Raw genomic sequence first — 17,080 nt, forward strand, 5'->3', positions numbered from 1 at the left:
ATGTTGGTACCAAAACGCGTTAAACACCGCAAGCAACAACGCGGTCACATGAAGGGTATGGCAAAAGGCGGTACTGAGCTGAACTTCGGCGAATTCGGCCTGCAGGCATTGGAACCATCTTGGATCACTAACCGTCAGATCGAAGCTGCCCGTATTGCAATGACACGTTACATCAAACGTGGTGGTCAGGTTTGGATCAAGATTTTCCCAGATAAGCCTATTACTCAAAAGCCTCTTGAGGTTCGTATGGGTAGTGGTAAAGGTAACGTTGAGAAATGGGTAGCCGTAGTTAAACCGGGCAAGATTATGTTCGAACTCGGAGGCGTGTCGGAAGAAATCGCTCGTGAAGCGATGCGTCTTGCCGCTCACAAGCTGCCTGTAAAGACTAAGTTTGTGAAACGTGAAGAATTGGGTGGTGAAGCAAATGAAAGCTAATGAACTTCGCAACTTAACCACTGCCGAGATTGAACAGAAGATCGCTGGATTCAAAGAAGAACTCTTCAATCTCCGTTTCCAATTGGCTACTGGCCAACTGGATAACCCGACTCGGATTCGTGATGTGCGTAAGGAAATAGCTCGTGCTAAAACCGTTATCCATCAAAGAGTACTTGGGATTAGTTAAGTGAGCGCGGATCACCAGATCCGTAATCAGGAAGGAGGCTAACTATGAGCGAAGAACGTAATGCACGTAAAGTGCTGATCGGTAAAGTAGTCAGCGATAAAATGGATAAAACCATCGTAATTGCTGTTGAAACCTATAAAAAGCACAACTTGTATCACAAACGCATCAAGTCCACGAAGAAATTCAAGGCACATGATGAGGAAAACGTTGCGAAAATCGGTGATGTTGTTAAAATCATGGAAACTCGTCCGTTGTCCAAGGACAAACGCTGGAGACTTGTTGAAGTGGTAGAAGCAGCGGTTATCATCTAAGATAATCAGGAAGTTTTTCCGGAAGGAGGAAATTAATAATGATTCAACCATTTACACGTTTGCATGTGGCTGACAACTCTGGTGCGAAGGAACTGATGTGTATCCGCGTACTGGGTGGTACTGGACGCCGTACAGCAGCAATCGGTGATCTGATCGTTTGTTCCGTTAAACAAGCAACACCAGGCGGCGTTGTCAAAAAGGGTGATGTTGTTAAAGCGGTGGTTGTTCGTACTAAACGTTCTGTTCGCCGTAAAGACGGTTCTTACATCTCTTTCGACGAAAATGCAGCTGTTGTTGTTAAAGACGACAGAAGCCCACGCGGAACACGTATCTTCGGACCAGTTGCTCGCGAACTTCGCGATAAAGACTACATGAAGATCGTTTCCTTGGCACCGGAAGTAATCTAATAAGTTACTTATAAAGTAACGTGAAGTTCTGAGAAGGCTAGTCATAGGAGGTGTAATAAATGCCTAGAGTGAAAAAAGTTCTGGAATCCCATAACAATAAACTGCACGTTAAAAAAGATGATGTGGTACTTGTGATTAGCGGGAAAGACAAAGGTAAAAAAGGCCGTGTCATCGCTGCTTATCCTCGTGAAAACCGCGTCCTGGTAGAAGGCGTGAACATGGTGAAGAAACACCAGAAGCCGAACCAGTTGAATCCGCAAGGCGGAATCATCGAGCAGGAAGCTTCGATCCATGTGTCCAATGTAATGCACATTGATCCGAAGAGCGGTAAAGTTACTCGTATCGGTTACAAAGTGCTCGATAACGGTAAAAAGGTTCGGGTAGCTAAGAGATCCGGAGAGATTATCGACTAATACAGTCCTAAAGAAAGGAGGTAAATCTTCATGGCAGCAAGAATGAAAGAACGTTATTTGAATGAAATTACACCTGCTCTGATGCAGAAGTTCAACTATACAACTGTTATGCAAGTGCCTAAGATCGAGAAAGTTGTCATCAACATGGGTGTGGGTGACGCTGTTCAAAACTCCAAAGTGCTTGACGCTGCAGTTAACGACTTGCAACTGATCGCTGGTCAAAAGCCAGTAATCACTAAAGCCAAAAAATCCATCGCCGGTTTCAAACTGCGCGAAAACATGCCGATTGGGGTTAAAGTAACACTGCGCGGCGAGCGTATGTATTACTTCCTGGACAAATTGTTCAACGTAACGCTTCCACGCGTACGTGACTTCCGTGGTGTTTCCACTAAAGCCTTCGACGGCCGTGGTAACTACACACTTGGTCTTAAAGAACAACTGATCTTCCCAGAAATCGAGTATGACAAAGTGGATAAGGTCCGCGGTATGGACATCGTTATCGTAACGACTGCAAAGACGGACGAGGAATCCCGCGAGCTGCTGAATCAGCTGGGAATGCCTTTCGCTAAATAAGAATCATCCATTTCTCCGAAACTGTTTAGGAGGTGTCAGGCTAAAGTGGCAAAAACTTCGATGAAAGTTAAACAACAACGCGAGCCTAAGTTCAAAGTACGTGCATATACACGTTGCGAGCGTTGTGGTCGTCCACATTCGGTACTGCAAAAGTTCAAAATTTGCAGAATTTGTTTCCGTGAGTTAGCTTATAAAGGCCAGATCCCTGGCGTGAAAAAAGCAAGTTGGTAAGAAGTTTATAAACGGGAAGGAGGTTTACACACATGACTATGTCTGATCCTATTGCAGATATGCTTACTCGTATTCGTAACGCCAACACTGTGCGTCACGAGACAGTAGAAATGCCTGCTTCTACTATGAAAAAACAAATCGCGGACATCTTGAAACGTGAAGGTTTCATCCGTGATGCGGAATTCGTTGAAGATAGCAAACAAGGGATTATCCGTATCTTCTTGAAATACGGCCCTAACCAAGAGCGCGTTATCTCTGGTCTGAAAAGAATCAGTAAACCAGGCCTTCGCGTTTACACGAAGAGCAATGAAGTGCCTCGTGTACTCGGCGGCCTTGGAATCGCGATTATCTCCACATCTAAGGGAGTTATGACCGACAAAGAAGCTCGTCAATCAAAATCGGGCGGAGAAGTTGTCTGCTACATTTGGTAATAAACGTCACAAGATAAGGAGGTGCAACACATGTCTCGTATTGGTCGCAAACCAATCGCAGTACCTAGCGGTGTAGATGTCACTTTAGACAACGCCGTTATTACAGTAAAAGGTCCTAAAGGCACTTTGACTCGTGAGCTTCATAAAGACATGAAGGTTACAGTTGAAAATAACGAAATCACCGTTGTTCGCCCGTCGGACAACAAATTGCATCGTTCACTTCACGGCACAACCCGCTCCGTTGTCAACAACATGGTAAGCGGTGTGACTGAAGGTTTCTCGAAATCTCTGGAGCTGGTTGGGGTCGGATATCGTGCAAGCAAATCCGGAGATAAAATCGTTCTGAACGTTGGTTACTCCCACCCGGTTGAAATCACACCGGAAGCGGGCATCGAGTTCGAAGTTCCTGCGAACACGAAAATCATCGTTAGAGGTATCGATAAAGAACGCGTTGGCGCATATGCTGCCAAAATCCGTTCCGTACGTGAACCAGAACCGTACAAAGGTAAAGGTATCAAATATGAAGGCGAGCGTATCATCCGCAAAGAAGGTAAAGCCGGTAAGAAGAAATAATCGGCTTACTCTTCATTGTAAGATACCCCGTGCATCTTAAAGTGAAGCTGTTTACGGCAAACTGAAGGGAGTGAAAGGGAAGTCATGATTACAAAAGAGGATAAAAACAAGGCTCGTCTCAAAAGACACCTGCGGGTTCGTAAGAAGATCCAAGGAACTACTGAGCGTCCACGTTTGAACGTGTTCCGTTCTTCGAAACACATCTACGCTCAACTGATCGATGACGTGACAGGCGTTACTATCGTATCCGCCTCGACACTGGACAAAGAATTGAGCGCTACAATCGGCAATGGCGGCAGCGTTGAAGCTGCAAGCAAAGTGGGTCAATTGATCGCTGAGCGCGCTAAAGCTAAAGGTTATGCAGTGGTTGTATTTGACCGCGGTGGATACTTGTACCATGGACGGATTCAAGCTTTGGCTGATGCAGCTCGCGAAGCTGGTCTTGAATTCTAGAATATTTCTTAAAAGGAGGTTAACGACTTGCGTGTAGATCCGAACAGTTTAGAGCTGACAGAAAGAGTTGTACACATTAACCGTGTAGCAAAAGTTGTAAAAGGCGGACGCCGTTTCAGCTTTAGCGCACTTGTTGTTGTGGGCGATGGCAACGGCTACGTCGGTGCTGGTATCGGTAAAGCCGGCGAAGTTCCGGATGCCATCCGTAAAGGCATTGAAGACGCCAAGAAAAACCTGATTCACATTCCGATCGTAGGAACTTCGATTCCCCACTTGGTTACTGGACATTTCGGCGCAGGACGCGTTCTGCTGAAACCAGCATCCGAAGGTACTGGCGTTATCGCAGGCGGACCAGTTCGTGCGGTATTGGAATTGGCAGGCGTTGGCGACATCTTGACAAAATCTTTGGGTTCTTCGAATTCCATGAACATGGTCAATGCAACTTTGGAGGGTCTTTCCCGTCTGAAGCGCATTGAAGAGGTCGCGAAGCTTCGCGGCAAATCTGTCGAAGAATTGCGCGGTTAAGGAGGGGAACGTCAATGGCTAAATTGCAAATTACCCTCGTACGCAGCGTAATCGGACGTCCAGAAACACAACGTGTTACTGTTAAGACGCTCGGCCTGCGTAAAACTAACTCGTCCGTGGTTCACAATGACACTCCTGCAATTCGCGGAATGATCAACAAAGTGAGCCACTTGCTTTCCGTTACTGAAATCGAAGGCTAAACGCCTTGCATAAATTAACAAACATAAGGAGGTGCAAACGATGAAGTTACATGAACTTGCTCCAGCTCCTGGATCCCGTAAAGAACGCAACCGCGTTGGTCGCGGACCAAGTAGCGGGAACGGTAAAACTTCCGGACGCGGTCACAAAGGTCAGAACTCCCGTTCCGGCGGTGGTGTTCGTCCGGGCTTCGAGGGTGGACAAAACCCACTCTATCGTCGTCTGCCTAAACGTGGTTTCATCAATCCTACCCGTAAAGAGTATGCGATTGTGAACCTGGAAGATCTGAACAGCTTTGCTGAAGGAACTGAAGTGACTCCACAGTTGCTGATTGAAACTGGTGTTGTCAAGAATTCCAAGAGCGGCATCAAGATCCTCGGTAATGGCGAACTAGCCGTTAAATTGACTGTACAAGCAAATAAGTTCTCTCAATCTGCGGTAGAGAAAATCGAGGCTGCCGGCGGTAAAACCGAGGTGATCTAATGTTCAAGACGCTTAAGAATATATGGCATGTTGAAGATTTGCGCAAAAAGATCCTGTTTACCCTGTTCGTTCTGATCATTTACCGCATCGGTTCGTTTGTACCGGTTCCCGGTGTGAACAAAGAAGTACTGGAATCAACAAATCAAAGCGGCGACGCTTTGATGGGTCTTTTGAACACCTTCTCGGGCGGAGCGCTCAAAAACTTCTCGATTTTTGCGATTAGTATTTACCCGTACATTACAGCTTCCATCATTGTGCAATTGCTCTCGATGGATGTTATCCCTAAGTTTGCCGAATGGGCTAAACAAGGGGAGCACGGGAAAAAGCAACTGGCGCAAATCACCCGGTACGGTACGGTTGTACTCGGTCTGATTCAAGCGTTTGCCACGTCAATCGGGTTTAACCGGATTTATGGCACTGAGATGATTCCAAATGCAACCTTTGCGGATTACCTGCTTATTGCGATCATACTGACTGCAGGTACATCGTTCTTGATGTGGCTCGGTGAGCAGATCACTGAAAAGGGAATAGGAAACGGGATTTCGATCCTGATTTTTGCGGGAATCGTCGCCGCCATACCGGGATATATCACGACTACGGCGCAATCAAGCTTTATTCAGCCGGATCAGGTGTTCCTGAATATTCTTAAAGTCGTTATTGTACTGGTTGTGATTGTGGCGATTGTTGTGGGAGTTATCTTCGTACAGCAGGGGATTCGTAAAATCCCTGTTCAATACGCCAAACGCGTAGTCGGTAACAAGATGTACGGTGGACAGAATACGCATATCCCGCTTAAAATTAATGCGGCAGGTGTAATTCCAGTTATCTTCGCCGTATCACTGCTTCAATTTCCAATTGTAATCTCGAGCTTTTGGTCAACTCATGAATGGGCTAAATGGGTCACCAACAATCTTGCTCATGATAAGCCGTTAGGCATGGTTATTTATGTAGTCATGATCATCGGATTTACGTTCTTCTATACGTTTGTTCAGATGAATCCCCAACAAATGGCTGACAACATGAAAAAGAACGGTGGTTATATCCCAGGAATCCGTCCAGGTAAAGCAACCGAGAAATACTTAACCAGAGTAATGTCACGTTTGACCATGTCTGGTGCATTATTTTTGGCTGTAATCTCTGTCTTGCCTGTATTGTTTGGTTCTTTGTCCGGGTTGCCCCGGCAGGTACAGATTGGTGGTACAGCTCTGCTAATCGTAGTCGGTGTAGCGCTGGATACGATGAAGCAGATCGAGAGCCAATTGATCAAACGCCATTACAAAGGCTTCATCAATAAATAGGCGATAGGTTCCGGCGAAGCTTAAGGTCTGCTTTCTTCCCGGCACCTATTGTGCTGTTTCTTGCTTGGTGGCGAACTTTTGGGGGGAGAAGAGAAATCGTGAACATTTTATTCATGGGCCCTCCTGGGGCAGGCAAGGGAACACAAGCAGCTGTAATCGTTAAAGAACTTGGTATTCCGCATATTTCAACTGGTGATGCTTTCCGCTTGGCAATCAAGCAGGAGACTCCGGTTGGGCTGAAAGCCAAATCATACATCGATCAGGGTTTGCTTGTTCCTGATGATGTGACCATTGGAATCGTTGAAGAACGGCTACAGCAGTCCGATTGCGAAAAAGGTTTCTTATTGGATGGTTTTCCAAGAACCCTTTCGCAAGCGGAAGCGCTGGAAGAGCTTTTAAGCCGGGCTAACACGTCCTTGGATCACGTGATCAACTTGAATGTGGACCGTGGACTGCTGATGGCGCGCCTTACCGGACGCCGGATCTGCAAAGTTTGCGGTGCATCCTACCATTTAATTTTCAACCCGCCGAAGCAAGAAGGCATTTGCGACATTGATGGCGGTGAACTGTATCAACGTCCGGATGACAACGAAGAGAGTGTAGGCAAACGTCTGGATGAGTATGATAATAAGACAGCGCCATTGCTTGCATTCTACGAGAATAAAGGTCTTTTGCGTCAGGTAAACGGAGAGAACGAAATAGGCGTCGTTACTTCCGAAATCGTATCTTTGCTGCGGGGTTAATGTAATGATCATTTGTAAATCCGAACAGGAACTTGTCTTCATGAGGGAAGCTGGTCGAATTGTTGCCGAGAGTCACCGCCTGATCGCTCAGGCCATTGAGCCGGGGATCACCACCGGAGAGCTCGACAGAATCGCCGATCAATACATTCGCAGTCAAGGTGCTGTGCCGTCTTTCAAAGGTTACAACGGTTTTCCTGCCAGCATTTGCGCTTCAGTCAACGAACAATTGGTGCATGGATTTCCGGGGAAGCGCAAACTGATCGAAGGCGACATTGTTACGCTGGATATTGGTGCTGAGTACCGCGGTTATCACGGTGATTCCGCTTGGACCTACGGAGTGGGCAGCATTTCCGAAGAAGCTCAGCGATTGCTGGACGTCACGGAAGGCTCCTTGTACGCAGGACTGGCGTTAGTCAAACCGGATGTGCGCTTGTTTACAATCTCCCATGCGATCCAAACATATATCGAGGAAGCCGGATTCTCCGTCGTACGCGAGTATGTAGGTCATGGCATCGGGGCAGAACTGCATGAAGAACCGCAAATTCCGAATTATGGCATAGCGGACCGCGGACCACGTCTGAAGCCGGGTATGGTACTCGCGATTGAGCCGATGGTGAACGTAGGGGACAGGTATGTCAAGACTCTGGAAGATAACTGGACGGTCGTTACGGTAGACGGTTCACTCTGTGCTCATTTTGAGCATACGGTAGCAGTTACGCCGGACGGCATGGAAATTTTCACAAAACTGAATGCGTAGGTGATCTTCACGTGAATACTGGGAGCAGCCCGCAGGTTGGTCAAATCGTGAGAATTCTCAAAGGCAAAGATGCCGGAGAGGCTGCCGTTGTTATCGCAGTTGTTGACAGCAGATTTGTATATATTGCTGATGGAGACAAACGAAAGTTTGATGGGCCTAAGAAGAAGAATATCGGACATTTGGAGCTCATACCTTTCATTAGCAGTGAGGTTGTAAACAGTTTGGAAGAAACCGGCCGGGTAACCAATGGAAAGCTGCGGTTCGCAGTGATGAAATATGGTAGTCCCGCTGGAATAAGTGCTGATGAGAAAGGAGACTAACTGTGGCTAAGGAAGATGTCATTGAGGTTGAAGGAACGGTCATTGAACCGTTGCCTAATGCAACATTTAAGGTTGAGCTTGAGAACGGTCATCAAATACTTGCCCATGTGTCCGGGAAATTGCGGATGCACTTTATCCGTATCCTAACCGGAGACAAAGTGGTCGTGCAGTTATCGCCTTACGATTTATCTAAGGGCCGTATAACTTACCGTAAATAGATGGGAACTACAACGAAAGTTTTGCTTCGCAAAACTTTGAGGAGGTAATTAACATGAAGGTAAGACCTTCTGTGAAGCCCATTTGCGAAAAATGCAAAGTCATCCGCCGCAAAGGGACTGTTATGGTAATTTGCGAAAATCCGAAACACAAACAAAAACAAGGTTAAGAAGGGGGTGTAGCGTAAAATGGCTCGTATAGCTGGAGTGGATTTGCCACGTGACAAACGCGTTGAGATCGCCTTGACTTATATTTTCGGAATCGGTAAAACGACTTCCCAGAAAATTCTTAATGAAACAGGCATTGACGTTAACACACGTGTCCGTGATTTGACGGAAGATGAAGTCAGCAAACTGCGTGAAATGATCGACAAATCGGTCAAGGTTGAAGGTGACCTGCGTCGTGAAATTTCCTTGAATATTAAGCGTCTTACTGAGATCGGCTGTTACCGCGGTGTTCGCCACCGTCGTGGATTGCCTGTTCGCGGTCAACGTACTAAAACAAATGCCCGTACCCGTAAAGGCCCGCGTCGTACGGTAGCAAACAAAAAGAAATAAGAAGAGGTGATAAGAGACAATGGCTAAACCGAAAAAAGTCGTACGTACTAAACGTCGCGACCGGAAAAATATCGAGTCTGGCGTGGCACACATCCGTTCCACGTTCAACAACACTATCGTTACGATCACGGATCCTCACGGAAATGCAATTTCCTGGGCAAGCTCCGGTGGTCAAGGATTCAAAGGTTCCCGTAAATCGACTCCATTTGCAGCGCAAATGGCAGCCGAAACAGCTGCTAAAGCAGCTATGGAACACGGCATGAAGTCCGTTGAAGTTATGGTTAAAGGACCGGGCGCGGGCCGCGAAGCAGCCATCCGTTCCCTTCAGGCCGCAGGCCTTGAAGTAAACCTCATTAAAGACGTAACTCCGGTTCCTCACAATGGATGCCGTCCGCCGAAGCGTCGCCGCGTATAACGAAATCAGAATTGTGATTGTGGTATAATTCTGACGCATCTGCTAATAATAGGTGTTTAGGCATACTACATGATGCACCTGATGGGGTGACAGTTTCATATAGGAGCGACGTTTGAAGGAGGGGTACACTCGTGATAGAAATCGAAAAGCCGAAGATTGAGACCGTAGAAGCCAATGATGAAGGAACCTATGGGAAATTCGTAGTTGAACCGCTGGAACGTGGATATGGCACGACTCTGGGGAACTCGCTTCGCCGGATCTTGCTTTCCTCCCTTCCGGGAGCCGCAGTGACTTCGGTCCAAATTGACGGCGTTCTGCATGAGTTCTCGACCGTTCCTGGCGTAATGGAAGATGTGACGGAAATCATTCTGAACCTTAAGGCTCTTTCCCTGAAGATTCATTCAGATGAAGAGAAAGTGTTCGAGATTGATGCTGAGGGTGAAGGCATCGTTACCGCAGGTGATATCCGTGCGGACAGCGATGTTGAAATCCTCAATCCGGATCTTCATATTGCAACGCTGGGACCTGGCGCGAGACTTCACATGCGTATTTTTGCAGGCCGTGGTCGCGGCTATGTCCAAGCAGACCGGAACAAACGCGACGATCAGCCAATCGGTGTTATTCCAGTTGACTCTATCTACACTCCTATCTCCCGCGTAAACTACGGCATCGATAATACTCGTGTCGGTCAAGTGACGAACTATGACAAGTTGACGCTGGAAGTTTGGACAGATGGTAGTATCAGACCGGAAGAGGCTGTAAGCCTCGGAGCCAAAATTTTGAACGAGCACCTCGTTTTGTTCGTAGGACTTACGGACGAAGCGAAAGACGCCGAAATTATGGTTGAAAAAGAAGAAGACAAAAAAGAAAAAGTGCTTGAGATGACAATCGAAGAACTTGATCTTTCTGTCCGTTCCTACAACTGCCTCAAACGTGCTGGTATTAATACCGTACAAGAGCTGACTACGAAAACTGAAGAAGATATGATGAAGGTTCGTAACCTGGGCCGCAAATCTTTGGAAGAAGTTCAAGAGAAGCTTGAAGAGCTTGGTTTGGGTCTACGTACAGAAGAATAGTTATCAGATTGCTTGAGTACTTGAGTGAAGGAGGGAAAACAAATGGCATACCAAAAATTGGGCCGTGATTCCAGTGCGCGTAAAGCGTTGTTCCGCGACATGGTAACGGATCTGTTCCTATACGAACGCATCCAGACAACGGAAGCCAAAGCGAAGGAAGTTCGTTCCATCGCTGAGAAACTGATCACTAAAGCGAAAAAGGGCGATCTTCATGCTCGTCGTCAAGTAGCTGCTTTTGTTCGTCGTGAGACTGTAGACGGTGAGCAAGATGCAATCCAAAAATTGTTCTCTGATATTGCTCCTCGTTACACAGAGCGTCCAGGCGGATACACTCGTATCCTGAAGCTGGGACCTCGCCGTGGCGATGCTGCGCCTATGGTTTATCTTGAACTGGTAGACCGCGCGTAAGTATACAAGTCATGATTTCCGATTTGACTCTTTAAGTTCATGATCTCCGGAGATTGAGCAGTAAGTATTATTGTTATTGTGCCGCAGGGGCGTTAAGACCCTGCTGTACCAATAACCGCGGGAATCACCTTGTAAAGAGTAGAAGGAGCTCCCGCCGGGGCTCTTTTTTTTTGAAGACGATAGAAGGTTAGAGTAGCTGAGCAACAGGGTGAAAGGAAGAACGGAATGCGCAATCTATTGATGAAAGTCAATTATGACGGAACCCATTATGATGGCTTTCAGACCCAGCCTCAGGGCAATACGATTCAGGACCGGCTGGAACAGGCAATTCTTCATTTGACCGGCGAGACGCTGAAAATAACAGCCTCTGGGCGGACAGATGCAGGTGTTCATGCTTATGGCCAGCCGTTTAACTTCATTACTTCCTCGCAGATTCCGCTGGAACGCTGGTGTCTGGCGCTCAACGCCAGATTGCCGCAGGATATCGTGGTCACTGAGGCTAAGGAGGTTCAGCTCTCGTTCCACTCCCGTAGAGGGGCAAAGCGCAAAACCTACCGATACACGATTAACGGCAACCGGTTCCCGGATCCGTTCCAGCGGCGCCTGCAGTACCATCACCCGGTGAAGCTCGACATCCCGGCCATGCAGCAGGGACTTGCACATCTTCTGGGCACCCATGACTTTACTTCGTTTGCCTCGCGGAAGTCTACGAAGACCTCCCATGTGCGGACGATTTTTGAAGCTTCTATGGAGATTGACCGTAGTATGTGCCGCCCGGGTTCGTCTGACCAGGGGGTTATTCATACTTATATTACCGGCAGCGGATTTTTGCAGCATATGGTTCGCATCATTATGGGAACGCTGATTCAAGTGGGTGAGCGCAAGGTTCAAGCGGATAAGGTTGCGGAGATTCTGGCAGCATGCGACCGTGCAGCTGCTGGACCAACGGCTGTAGCCAAAGGACTCGCGCTGTGGAGCGTGGAATATGACCAGGACAGTTTGTGATGATCTGGAAACTATGTATTCGTCAAAAAATATGGACTTTCTATTTAAAAATCACTTGCACTTGTCATGTTTATGCTGTAATATAAAAGTTGTGTTTTCTTGATGGCTATCCCACAGCCCCGATCAGGAAAATGCCAACAAACAAGCTTTTCTTAACTCACATAATCGTAATTCCAATGAGAAATTAGATATACGAAACAGATGATTTTCGTACGAGAACAAGGAGGAAACATTCATGCGTACCACCTATATGGCGAAGCCGAACGAAGTTGAACGCAATTGGCACATCATTGATGCCGAAGGCAAAACACTTGGTCGTTTGGCAAGCGAAGCCGCTGCTTTGATCCGTGGCAAACACAAACCGCAATTTACCCCACACGTTGATACAGGGGATTTCGTAATTGTTATCAACGCTGAGAAGATTCACCTGACAGGCAAGAAAATGCAAAACAAGAAATACTACCGTCACTCGATGCACCCAGGTGGCTTGAAAGTCACTGTTGCAGAAGACCTGATCAAAACTAAGCCTGAGCGCATGATTGAATTTGCAGTTCACGGTATGATTCCTAAGACTCGTCAAGGGGATCACATGAAGTTGAGATTGAAAGTTTATGCAGGCGCTGAGCATCCACATGCAGCACAAAAACCTGAAGTTTACGAACTTCGCGGATAAGAATAGAGGAGGACAGTTTCATGGCACAAGTACAATACTATGGGACAGGTCGTCGTAAACATTCGGTAGCACGTGTTCGCCTTGTACCGGGTGAAGGACGCATTGTCATTAACAAACGTGAGATGGACGAATACTTCGGTGTAGAAACATTGAAGATGATCGTAAAACAACCTTTGAACCTGACTGAAACACTGGGCAGCTACGATGTAATCGTTCTTGCACATGGTGGTGGCATTTCCGGTCAAGCTGGTGCAATCCGTCACGGTATCGCCCGTGCACTGCTGAAAGTTGACCCTGAATACCGCGGCGCTCTGAAAAAAGCCGGCTTCCTGACTCGTGACCCACGTATGAAGGAACGTAAGAAATACGGCCTCAAAGCTGCTCGTCGTGCTCCACAGTTCTCGAAACGTTAATATTCCTTTCAAGGAAATCAAGCCTCTGGCCCTTCGGGTCAGGGGCTTTTATTATCTCCTGCAGCGCCTCCTCTTAATTAAACCTCTGTATTAATCTCTGGTCTGTTTCAATAATCTGTTCAACGTCCCGCATATGCACTACAAATGTACTCTTGGAAAATCCATATCTAAAGACCAGCCGGTGAATTTGCAAAGTTAGCTGCCCGTCGAAACAAATGATATCCCCGCTAATAGTCGGTTCAACAGCAAGATCCTTTAATACTTCCCAATCAATCTCTTTAAACCGTTCTTCTCTGGGGATAAGCAGCTCATATTGTGTTGTCAATGTTTCATAATCCAGACTTATAATTAACTGGTCAGGACCTTCAAAGGTGCTGTGAGGGTCATAAAAGGCGAATATTTTTGTCTTATCAGAAAACTCAATATGCTGCTGGTTGCCCGAAAAAGAGGATTTGTGGTTGAATACCCCACTCGTTAGCTCGCCCTCGTATTCGCGTCGTAAAATTTGGTCAAATCGTGTCTTTGCCATCTCTTTCGGAACACCGAAGGTGCCGGATAACTGCTGGATTGTCTGATTGTAATCCTCCGGCAGCTGCTGAAGGTTAATCATAAAGTAAGGCATAGAGGCATAAAGGACAAATTTTTCGGCATCGATCTCCTGGGCTTTAATGAAAAAGTCCGGCATAATGAGCTGATTACCTGCATGCCTGAGGACGTGGCAAAGCTCATGCAAAAAATCAAGCCGCTGCTTCATTGGAGGAAGACGGCTGTCTAACAGAATACAGCGCATGCCTGAATCTGACTCATAGGCGCGGCTGCTGATCGGTGAGTATTGGACGTATATGTTCAGGGCCTGGGCAAGTACCTGGATTGTAATGTGCTCGGGAACTGCAATGTGATGCTCTATGTAAAGCTGCTCCACAAACTGTTCAAGCTGTGTTTTTTTGTAATGGTTAAACATTAGGAACCTCCTAACAGGAATGTATGTTCGTATATATGGCTGCGTGAAATCAGCTCGTGAGCTGAAACCACGATAATGCGAATCATCAGTATTTTATTGCTTGTCCTCTGTTTTTTTCTTCTCAGCGTCTTTAATAAAGTTCCAAAAAGTAAGCATTTCCCGTTTCCGTTCTTCCGGAGCACCAAGGTAATCTTTGAAGAACAGACTGTGCTCCGGGTTGTTGATAAAGGCCTCAAATTCAGCAAAATCCTGATGAAAGGAGGTTGCCTCCTCAGGTCTGAAGGCCAAGCGATCCATTTCTTCTGTAGTTATCCCCAGTGCACGGCAAACTTTAATCACATTATCTACAGATGCTCCGCCCACACCACGCATTAACATCGATCTGAGTGTAGTATAGGGAATTCCTGCCTTTTCCGCAAATGCCTTTGTGTTCAGGCCTGTTTCCTCAATCAGCTTTTTTAAGACTTCAGCCCTACGCACATATAGCCCTCCTCTGAGCACAGCAAATATACGTTACTTCGCATTACCTCTTCATTATAATAACGCTAAATAAGATTGTAAATGTTCAATATCGTATTTAGCTAATCATTTTTATTTGACAAAGTGCGCAACTGAGTATATTATGATTTTAAAATACGCAATTGAGTATTATGAATTCAAATACTCATCAAAAGAAAGGGGGCGAATTACTTAAAAAATGGACAGCCTCTAAACCTTTATGATTATTCTTCTCAAATTGTTCTTGAATTCGCACGACATGAGCGACACCACTAAACACAGAAGGGAACGATGAGATAATGCCTATACAAAAATCGCAAACAGTGGAAGATAAGGTGGGGAAATTAAAGGAAACGTTTACCAAACTGTCAGCAGAGAATGTGACCTCGAACACCAAACTCAAGCTGTTAGAAGAGAACATCAACCGCCAAGATGACTATATAAAGCGGATTAATGATTCGATCAGCGAAATGAAACTACAGTTCAACGCCATTACAGGGAAATTTAATCAGATTGAGAACAGGATTTTTTTGCTCCTGCAGCAATCAGGAAAAGACAATCAGGCAGAGCGTAAGTTTTGGATGGATCTTTTAAAATATGTACTCGGTGGAACGATCTTTGTGATTATCGGATACATTTTTATAGGCGGGGGATGAGATAGAGGGGAAGAAGAGTGCCCCTCAAACTTTCAACCAAAATGGAAAAAACCATTGACTTCGGCCCCGGATGCCTTATACTATTCCATATAAGAATAGTTGGAATTGACGGGATTGGATGTTTTTAATACCAGGATGGGGGAATGGAATTATGAATCTGCTTGAGAAAGAAGATTTAATCAAAGTTAAGGCTGAGGAACTGGAGAATGCTTCTCCAGAAGAGATTATCCGCTGGGCAGTAGAGACCTTTCCTAATATAACCTTTGCCTGCAGCTTCGGTGCCGAAGATGTAGTGCTTGTTGATATGCTGCAGAAAGTAAGTACGGCAACGGATGTGTTTTACCTGGATACCGATTATCACTTCAAAGAAACTTACGAGACCAGAGATATCATGGCTGATAAATACGGAATGGAGTTTGTCCGTGTATCCCCTCAGATCACTAAGGAGGAACAAGCGCTGCAATATGGTGAGGCGTTGTGGAATGTTGACCCTAACCAGTGCTGTGCGATCCGCAAGGTAGAGCCGCTCACCCGTATTCTTTCCCAGTATGATGCATGGATCACCGGTATCCGTCGGGATCAGGCACCTACTCGTGCCAATGCCAAGAAGGTAGAATACGACTATAAATTCGGTCTTGTTAAATTCAATCCGATTGCGCACTGGACATCCGAGGATGTGTGGAGCTATATCCGTGAGAATAATGTAGTGTATAACCCGCTGCATGATCGTAACTTCCCGAGCATCGGCTGTGAACAGTGCACCCGTGCGGTAATGCCTGGTGAAGATCCCCGCGCCGGAAGATGGTCGGGATCTGAGAAAACAGAATGCGGGCTTCACAAATAACCAGCTACTAATCAGCTACTCATATAAAGTGTAAAGACACAGGAGGAGAGAAATTAGATGACGTCAATACTTCCACACGGAGGAACACTGATTCAGCGTATTGTGGAGGGAGCGCAGCGGGAACAATTGCTGCAGCAAGCTTCAGGCAACAAATCAATTGCAATTAATACTTGGACAATATCCGATCTGGATCTCATTGGTGTCGGGGCATTTTCTCCGCTTACCGGCTTCCTGAATGAAGAAGACTATCATTCGGTAGTAACCAGTATGCGTCTCTCCAATGGTACAGTATGGAGCATTCCGATTACGCTGGCTGTCCAAGATGAAGTGGCTTCCGGTCTTGCTGTTGGCGACACTGTCTCGCTGGTTGGTGAAGAAGACGGCATCATCTACGGTTTGCTGGATATCGAGAGCATCTACAGTGTAGACCAGCAGGTCGAGGCACAAAATGTGTTCAAAACCACAGATCCCGAGCACCCGGGTGTCAGTAAGCTCCTGGCCCGTCCAACGACTTATGTCGGAGGCCCGATTACAGTCCTTAACCGTCCGCAGCCGGCGAAGTTCGGAGAGTTCTATTTCGATCCTGCAGAGACGCGCAAGATCTTCGCCGAAAAGGGCTGGAGAACCGTTGTAGGCTTCCAGACGCGTAATCCTGTGCATCGTGCCCATGAGTACATTCAGAAGTGTGCTATGGAGGTTGTAGATGCGCTGTTCTTGAACCCTTTGGTGGGTGAGACCAAATCTGATGATGTTCCGGCCAATGTGCGGATGAAGAGCTATTTGGCACTCCTGGAGAACTATTATCCGGGAGACCGGACCTTCCTGGGTGTCTTCCCGGCAGCAATGCGTTATGCTGGACCAAGAGAGGCGATATTCCATGCAATGGTGCGGAAAAACTACGGATGCACCCACTTTATAGTCGGCCGTGACCATGCCGGTGTAGGTGACTACTACGGTACGTATGAAGCCCAGGAGATTTTCAGCAATTTCACTGCCGAGGAACTGGGGATTACTCCATTA

General features: G+C 46.6%; 32 protein-coding genes. 30 read left to right on the forward strand and 2 right to left on the reverse strand.

All coding sequences use genetic code 11. The annotated features are described in order from the left end of the window. From rplP to rpsI, 26 genes are all read left to right on the forward strand, one after another. On the forward strand, positions 1 to 435 hold the full coding sequence (gene rplP / locus AQR02_RS30130; protein WP_020427064.1) for a 50S ribosomal protein L16: 435 nt from the start codon (positions 1 to 3) through the stop codon (positions 433 to 435). Then, positions 425 to 622, forward strand: a complete 198-nt coding sequence (gene rpmC / locus AQR02_RS30135; protein ID WP_019908232.1) for a 50S ribosomal protein L29 — start codon at positions 425 to 427, stop codon at positions 620 to 622. The genes rplP and rpmC overlap by 11 nt, the downstream gene beginning before the upstream one ends. Before the next feature lie 44 nt (positions 623 to 666). After that, positions 667 to 933: a 30S ribosomal protein S17 gene (gene rpsQ / locus AQR02_RS30140; RefSeq protein WP_054943977.1), complete on the forward strand. Its 267-nt coding sequence runs from the start codon at positions 667 to 669 to the stop codon at positions 931 to 933. A gap of 38 nt (positions 934 to 971) precedes the next feature. Next, a complete protein-coding gene (rplN, locus tag AQR02_RS30145; protein ID WP_020427062.1) occupies positions 972 to 1,340 on the forward strand; it encodes a 50S ribosomal protein L14 in 369 nt (122 codons plus the stop codon). 59 nt (positions 1,341 to 1,399) lie between these two features. Continuing rightward, positions 1,400 to 1,753 (forward strand): 50S ribosomal protein L24, encoded by a 354-nt coding sequence (gene rplX, locus AQR02_RS30150; protein WP_019908235.1) that lies wholly within the window; start codon positions 1,400 to 1,402, stop codon positions 1,751 to 1,753. Between the two features lie 30 nt (positions 1,754 to 1,783). Then, positions 1,784 to 2,326, forward strand: coding sequence for a 50S ribosomal protein L5 (gene rplE, locus AQR02_RS30155; protein WP_038597061.1), 543 nt, complete (start codon positions 1,784 to 1,786; stop codon positions 2,324 to 2,326). 45 nt (positions 2,327 to 2,371) lie between these two features. Then, entirely contained in the window at positions 2,372 to 2,557 is a 186-nt protein-coding gene (locus tag AQR02_RS31725) for a type Z 30S ribosomal protein S14 (protein ID WP_036589425.1), read from the forward strand. Between the two features lie 32 nt (positions 2,558 to 2,589). Then, positions 2,590 to 2,988: a 30S ribosomal protein S8 gene (gene rpsH, locus AQR02_RS30160; protein ID WP_019908239.1), complete on the forward strand. Its 399-nt coding sequence runs from the start codon at positions 2,590 to 2,592 to the stop codon at positions 2,986 to 2,988. Between the two features lie 30 nt (positions 2,989 to 3,018). Then, positions 3,019 to 3,561: a 50S ribosomal protein L6 gene (rplF, locus tag AQR02_RS30165; RefSeq protein WP_042181065.1), complete on the forward strand. Its 543-nt coding sequence runs from the start codon at positions 3,019 to 3,021 to the stop codon at positions 3,559 to 3,561. An 84-nt stretch (positions 3,562 to 3,645) separates the two neighbouring features. Beyond that, on the forward strand, positions 3,646 to 4,014 hold the full coding sequence (rplR, locus tag AQR02_RS30170; RefSeq protein ID WP_054943978.1) for a 50S ribosomal protein L18: 369 nt from the start codon (positions 3,646 to 3,648) through the stop codon (positions 4,012 to 4,014). Positions 4,015 to 4,041: 27 nt separating this feature from the next. After that, on the forward strand, positions 4,042 to 4,539 hold the full coding sequence (gene rpsE / locus AQR02_RS30175; protein ID WP_036652980.1) for a 30S ribosomal protein S5: 498 nt from the start codon (positions 4,042 to 4,044) through the stop codon (positions 4,537 to 4,539). A gap of 14 nt (positions 4,540 to 4,553) precedes the next feature. Further along, positions 4,554 to 4,739, forward strand: a complete 186-nt coding sequence (gene rpmD / locus AQR02_RS30180; RefSeq protein WP_019908243.1) for a 50S ribosomal protein L30 — start codon at positions 4,554 to 4,556, stop codon at positions 4,737 to 4,739. Positions 4,740 to 4,779: 40 nt separating this feature from the next. Then, on the forward strand, positions 4,780 to 5,220 hold the full coding sequence (rplO, locus tag AQR02_RS30185) for a 50S ribosomal protein L15 (protein ID WP_020427058.1): 441 nt from the start codon (positions 4,780 to 4,782) through the stop codon (positions 5,218 to 5,220). Further along, positions 5,220 to 6,518, forward strand: coding sequence for a preprotein translocase subunit SecY (gene secY, locus AQR02_RS30190; RefSeq protein WP_054943979.1), 1,299 nt, complete (start codon positions 5,220 to 5,222; stop codon positions 6,516 to 6,518). The genes rplO and secY overlap by 1 nt, the downstream gene beginning before the upstream one ends. A 98-nt stretch (positions 6,519 to 6,616) precedes the next feature. Next, positions 6,617 to 7,261: an adenylate kinase gene (locus tag AQR02_RS30195; protein ID WP_054943980.1), complete on the forward strand. Its 645-nt coding sequence runs from the start codon at positions 6,617 to 6,619 to the stop codon at positions 7,259 to 7,261. Positions 7,262 to 7,265: 4 nt separating this feature from the next. Then, positions 7,266 to 8,018, forward strand: a complete 753-nt coding sequence (gene map, locus AQR02_RS30200) for a type I methionyl aminopeptidase (protein ID WP_054943981.1) — start codon at positions 7,266 to 7,268, stop codon at positions 8,016 to 8,018. Between the two features lie 11 nt (positions 8,019 to 8,029). Then, positions 8,030 to 8,338 carry a KOW domain-containing RNA-binding protein gene (locus AQR02_RS30205; protein WP_054943982.1) on the forward strand — a complete coding sequence of 103 codons (309 nt, stop codon included), beginning with the start codon at positions 8,030 to 8,032 and terminating at the stop codon, positions 8,336 to 8,338. A 2-nt stretch (positions 8,339 to 8,340) separates the two neighbouring features. After that, positions 8,341 to 8,556: a translation initiation factor IF-1 gene (gene infA, locus AQR02_RS30210; protein ID WP_018753971.1), complete on the forward strand. Its 216-nt coding sequence runs from the start codon at positions 8,341 to 8,343 to the stop codon at positions 8,554 to 8,556. Between the two features lie 53 nt (positions 8,557 to 8,609). After that, on the forward strand, positions 8,610 to 8,723 hold the full coding sequence (gene rpmJ / locus AQR02_RS30215; protein WP_003322638.1) for a 50S ribosomal protein L36: 114 nt from the start codon (positions 8,610 to 8,612) through the stop codon (positions 8,721 to 8,723). A gap of 19 nt (positions 8,724 to 8,742) precedes the next feature. Then, entirely contained in the window at positions 8,743 to 9,111 is a 369-nt protein-coding gene (rpsM, locus tag AQR02_RS30220; RefSeq protein WP_020427053.1) for a 30S ribosomal protein S13, read from the forward strand. Positions 9,112 to 9,130: 19 nt separating this feature from the next. Continuing rightward, positions 9,131 to 9,526 (forward strand): 30S ribosomal protein S11, encoded by a 396-nt coding sequence (gene rpsK / locus AQR02_RS30225; protein WP_020427052.1) that lies wholly within the window; start codon positions 9,131 to 9,133, stop codon positions 9,524 to 9,526. A gap of 131 nt (positions 9,527 to 9,657) precedes the next feature. Beyond that, a complete protein-coding gene (locus AQR02_RS30230; RefSeq protein ID WP_054943983.1) occupies positions 9,658 to 10,602 on the forward strand; it encodes a DNA-directed RNA polymerase subunit alpha in 945 nt (314 codons plus the stop codon). 42 nt (positions 10,603 to 10,644) lie between these two features. Further along, a complete protein-coding gene (rplQ, locus tag AQR02_RS30235; RefSeq protein ID WP_019908254.1) occupies positions 10,645 to 11,010 on the forward strand; it encodes a 50S ribosomal protein L17 in 366 nt (121 codons plus the stop codon). Positions 11,011 to 11,235: 225 nt separating this feature from the next. After that, the gene (gene truA / locus AQR02_RS30240; RefSeq protein WP_054943984.1) at positions 11,236 to 12,015 is read left to right on the forward strand and encodes a tRNA pseudouridine(38-40) synthase TruA; all 780 of its coding nucleotides are present in this window, start codon (positions 11,236 to 11,238) and stop codon (positions 12,013 to 12,015) included. Positions 12,016 to 12,250: 235 nt separating this feature from the next. Beyond that, positions 12,251 to 12,688: a 50S ribosomal protein L13 gene (gene rplM / locus AQR02_RS30245; RefSeq protein WP_042140128.1), complete on the forward strand. Its 438-nt coding sequence runs from the start codon at positions 12,251 to 12,253 to the stop codon at positions 12,686 to 12,688. 20 nt (positions 12,689 to 12,708) lie between these two features. After that, complete coding sequence (gene rpsI, locus AQR02_RS30250; protein WP_054943985.1) at positions 12,709 to 13,101, forward strand: 30S ribosomal protein S9; 393 nt, start codon at positions 12,709 to 12,711, stop codon at positions 13,099 to 13,101. A 73-nt stretch (positions 13,102 to 13,174) separates the two neighbouring features. Here rpsI and AQR02_RS30255 read toward each other — a convergent pair whose 3' ends face one another. Next, positions 13,175 to 13,996, reverse strand: a complete 822-nt coding sequence (locus AQR02_RS30255; RefSeq protein ID WP_245237804.1) for an ImmA/IrrE family metallo-endopeptidase — start codon at positions 13,994 to 13,996, stop codon at positions 13,175 to 13,177. Here AQR02_RS30255 and AQR02_RS35265 point away from each other — a divergent pair. Further along, positions 13,934 to 14,065: a hypothetical protein gene (locus AQR02_RS35265; RefSeq protein ID WP_280818681.1), complete on the forward strand. Its 132-nt coding sequence runs from the start codon at positions 13,934 to 13,936 to the stop codon at positions 14,063 to 14,065. The genes AQR02_RS30255 and AQR02_RS35265 overlap by 63 nt on opposite strands. A 90-nt stretch (positions 14,066 to 14,155) precedes the next feature. Here the strand turns inward: AQR02_RS35265 and AQR02_RS35060 are convergent, their stop codons facing one another. Then, positions 14,156 to 14,542: a helix-turn-helix domain-containing protein gene (locus AQR02_RS35060; RefSeq protein ID WP_054943987.1), complete on the reverse strand. Its 387-nt coding sequence runs from the start codon at positions 14,540 to 14,542 to the stop codon at positions 14,156 to 14,158. Between the two features lie 353 nt (positions 14,543 to 14,895). Between AQR02_RS35060 and AQR02_RS30265 the strand changes: the two genes are divergently transcribed. The 3 genes from AQR02_RS30265 to sat form a co-directional block, all read left to right on the forward strand. Further along, a complete protein-coding gene (locus AQR02_RS30265; protein ID WP_148449243.1) occupies positions 14,896 to 15,216 on the forward strand; it encodes a hypothetical protein in 321 nt (106 codons plus the stop codon). 151 nt (positions 15,217 to 15,367) lie between these two features. Next, positions 15,368 to 16,060, forward strand: coding sequence for a phosphoadenylyl-sulfate reductase (locus tag AQR02_RS30270; protein ID WP_054943989.1), 693 nt, complete (start codon positions 15,368 to 15,370; stop codon positions 16,058 to 16,060). A gap of 57 nt (positions 16,061 to 16,117) precedes the next feature. After that, a partial coding sequence (gene sat, locus AQR02_RS30275; RefSeq protein ID WP_054943990.1) for a sulfate adenylyltransferase occupies positions 16,118 to 17,080 on the forward strand: 963 nt, incomplete at its 3' end.

The organism is Paenibacillus ihuae, from assembly GCF_001368795.1.
Lineage (GTDB): Bacteria > Bacillota > Bacilli > Paenibacillales > Paenibacillaceae > Paenibacillus_AQ > Paenibacillus_AQ ihuae.